The organism is Bartonella sp. EBT8 (assembly GCF_055796165.1).
In genome coordinates, this window is the sequence record NZ_JBTTDJ010000037.1 from 1 (window position 1) to 3,572 (window position 3,572).

Annotated in this window: 4 protein-coding genes; all 4 read right to left on the bottom strand. The window is 38.5% G+C overall.

Annotated elements, in window-relative coordinates:
• Window positions 1-144: 144 nt before the first annotated feature.
• On the bottom strand, window positions 145-423 hold the full coding sequence (locus AC0QT4_RS08635; protein ID WP_473201272.1) for a hypothetical protein: 279 nt from the start codon (window positions 421-423) through the stop codon (window positions 145-147).
• The gene (locus tag AC0QT4_RS08640) at window positions 420-1,160 is read right to left on the bottom strand and encodes an antA/AntB antirepressor family protein (RefSeq protein ID WP_473201273.1); all 741 of its coding nucleotides are present in this window, start codon (window positions 1,158-1,160) and stop codon (window positions 420-422) included. The genes AC0QT4_RS08635 and AC0QT4_RS08640 overlap by 4 nt, the downstream gene beginning before the upstream one ends.
• A 270-nt stretch (window positions 1,161-1,430) precedes the next feature.
• Window positions 1,431-2,588, bottom strand: coding sequence for a tyrosine-type recombinase/integrase (locus AC0QT4_RS08645; protein ID WP_473201274.1), 1,158 nt, complete (start codon window positions 2,586-2,588; stop codon window positions 1,431-1,433).
• A 304-nt stretch (window positions 2,589-2,892) separates the two neighbouring features.
• Window positions 2,893-3,285: an XRE family transcriptional regulator gene (locus AC0QT4_RS08650; RefSeq protein ID WP_473201275.1), complete on the bottom strand. Its 393-nt coding sequence runs from the start codon at window positions 3,283-3,285 to the stop codon at window positions 2,893-2,895.
• Between the last annotated feature and the right edge of the window lie 287 nt (window positions 3,286-3,572).

Sequence of the window (3,572 nt, forward strand, 5' to 3'; positions counted from 1 at the left end):
TTTTTTCTCTTTTTGCTAATCCTTGACTTTGCCCGGCTTATGGATGCGATAGACAGTGTCTTTGCCCATTTAAAACAGTGGTTTTCAAAAAACTAAAAGCTTTATCCCCTCCTCACTTTTGAAATGGGAAGGGATATGTTTTACTTAAGCAACCTTTTTAATGGGGTTTTCCCAATTCGGCTGGTAAGCTTTCAAAAAAGGATCTATAGCTGTAGGAAACTCTGAAGCTCCAAAGTCTGTAAGGACTGCTAGAATCTTTGTAATATTTGGCACGTCATCTTGAAGTTTTAAAATCAAAGCTTTTTCTACCACGCCCATGACCTCAACCAGTGCGCTACAGTCTTTATCTTTAATGTCTTCACAATTGACAAACTGAAACAAAGCTATCCATAAATCGCATAAAAAATCGATACTGGTATTCATTGCACACCTCCATGGATTTGTTCTCTCAAGCAAGCTAATCCTCTAGATGTGATTTTCGTGGAAGGGAGCACCTTTTCTGTACCATCGGGTCTTTGAATAGTAATAGCAGGGCAATCCATGAGACCTTTCTTGATCTTATCCTGATAGGGTAACAAAGGAGCACCTGGAGCCCGTCGATAGACCCAATCATGTTTACGCAAGTAATCAGTTAAATCTTTTGGTCGTACTTCAAGCATCTTTGCAGATTCAATCAAACCAAACAAACCATCTGAACGCTTTAAGCCATCAAGTGCTTTTGCTTTGGGTTCTAACTCAGCAATCACATGATCTTTCTGCTCGATTTGGTTTTGTAGATGATTCAAGACACCAAGTAATGCCTCAGGTTTGGAGTAATCTATTTGTGGTGTTGCTACCTGCTTTGCAAGTCGTTCGCATTCGATAAAGTATAAACGAGCCTCTCTACCTTTCTGATTATTCTCAAGCATAGAAAGTTCTTTGGCTACACTTAAAGTCAGATGATAGTCTTTACGATTATGTCCACCCCTACCTTTGCTCGCCAGATTTGGCGAGCAAACAAAGTCTTGATTTTCTACTAAATTATATTTTTTGATACGGTCAGTAACCCAATTGGAAAAATCTTTACCTACTTCCAAAAACGCATGTAACTCACGTGCATTAACAGTTTTGACAGTTTCCTGATCAATAGTTTGTTCCGATATCGGAATAAGAGTGTTCATAATGAACTCCTTATCGTTAAATGTTTTTGATTGACACTCGATAAAAGAGTGCCGGGTGCTCAAAAACACGGCGATAAGTCCGTCGTTACACTTTCCCCGTAAGGGTATTGTATAGTGTAACCACACCCGACAAGCCATTTATATGCTATACGCATATAATGAGTCAAAGCTTTTAATGCGCGGAGAAGAGACTGTTTCGGCAATCCATCCGCTTATCGTCAAGGTGTTTTTGAGGCACCTGATTCGAAGATATACATTACAGAAATAATGTCAAGTACTTCCTGATATAAAAGATGCCCATTGCTCCAAAAGAACACGCCGTTGTTCCAAAAAATCCGTTCGCATGTAAGCTTTTGTCACTGAATTACCAACTGAATGCGCAAGAATAGATTCTGCAATTTCAAATGGTGTTGATGTTGTCTCCGCTATCCAATCACGAAGACTCGATCTAAAACCATGAGGTCTATAATCAAAGCCTTTGTCTTTCATGAATTTAGAAAGCGTTGCATCAGAAATTGGCTTGCCTTTAAGCCCTGCAAATAGAAAGCCGTTTTTTTCAAAAGGCAGAGTTTTTTCAATGACTTTCATAGCTTCATTACTCAGTGGCACACGAAAGTCTAAAACTTTTCCTACAATACCTTTCATATTTTCTTTGGGTATGGTCCATATATTTTTGTCAATCTGCTCAAGACGCAAATAGCGCAATGGATATGATCGAGAACCTGTCAAAATCAGTAATCTTAATGCTAAATTTGAAAGGATATTATCCTCTAAGTTTTGATAAAAAGCTGGAAGTTCTTGCCAAGGCATAGCAGGAATATTCGTCGTTGTCGCACGTGACTTTCCTAAAAGAGCACGTGCTTTCATACAAGCCTGTAGGTCAACATCCAAGCCAAGAGCAGCAGCATATTTCAAGCAAATATTGATACGATTCAGTGCTTTTCGCGCTGTATCTGCTTTTTCATGCCAAAGAGGAGCAAGAACATTGCGAATGATATTGGCTGTCAATTTTTCTATAGATAATTTGCCTATATGTGGAATAACATGCAACTCTAGTGGAGAAAACCAACGACCATTTTTTCCTTCATTTTTCAGCTCTGCTTTTTTGCTTTCAAAAGCCGCTTGCGCAACTTCTTGAAAGATATTGCTTTGCTGTTTTAAAATAGTCTGTTCTCTAAAAACAATAGGATCATTACCTTCTTTAAGAATATCACTATAATGCCTAGCAAGCTCGCGGGCTTCTTTTAAAGAAAGTTTCGTAACAGGACCAAGCCCCATTTCACGGCGCTTATTGTGGTGCGTATAGCGAAAAAACCAAGAGCGCGTATTGTCTTTTCGAACATTTAACCATAGCCCTGCCCCATCACAATATTTACCATGTGGAGACGTCTTTACGAATGATGCTGATAACCTATAAATCGCCCTCACTTAACACCCCCTCTCGTCCACCTTTTCAGGCATTGCCCGTCCACCTTTTTGGGTCCACCTTTTAGACCACCTTTAATTTCTGATTTGAGATTTTTTCTTTAATACTTAATTTTTTTATTGGAACATAAAAAATTATATACATCAATACACTCTTGCACGTCTTTATACTGTTTGATTCTTGCTAATAAAGCCCACTCTGCCTCTTTTGGGCACCATGCGCTTTTAAATCTTATCTAACTGATTGATTCTTCATATGTTTTTTAAGGTTCGGGATGTGTGAATAAATGTATGGGAATAGGATTTTCTAATACTCCTCCGCAACAGCGGCATTTTTTTTGCTTTTCTTTTCTTTAATCGCTTCTAATATCCTTTTGAAGGTTTCTAAATCTTCTTGGGAAATACTGTTTATAACTCTAGAAAACATGCCGGTGATTTCACACCTCAACTGATCAGAAGGCTTGATTGTAAAACTATGACGACAAACATCCGATTCTCTCCTTAAACGGGCGGCAGCCTCTTGATCTAAAGCGTAAAGCTCTATGATCTTTTCTTCCATGCTAACCGGTACAGATCTTTTGCCAAGTTCTACAGATGATAAAAATGGTATAGAAATGTCTACTCTCTCTGCCATATCTAAAAGACGTTCAGAGTGATCAATGCGAAGTTTGCGTAAGCTTTTCCCAAAGGGGGTAACCATCTAAACCCTATGAAACAAACGAATATTCGCTCTGATTCTAGCAAAAAATTTTAGAGTTTTCTCTCAATTATTCCGAATCAACAGTTCTTTTTAGGATATTGTTTTAAGCTTTAAATCTCTAACTTTTGCTGACCCACCTCTTGAGGTGTGTGAAGATATTGTCCAGCGCATCCATAAGACGAGCAATATCGATAACAAACATAAAGGCAATGAACGCAATCCACTTCACAAAACAAGACATCATCTTCAAACCCTGATAGGCATTAATCATCTCATGAAGAAGCTGC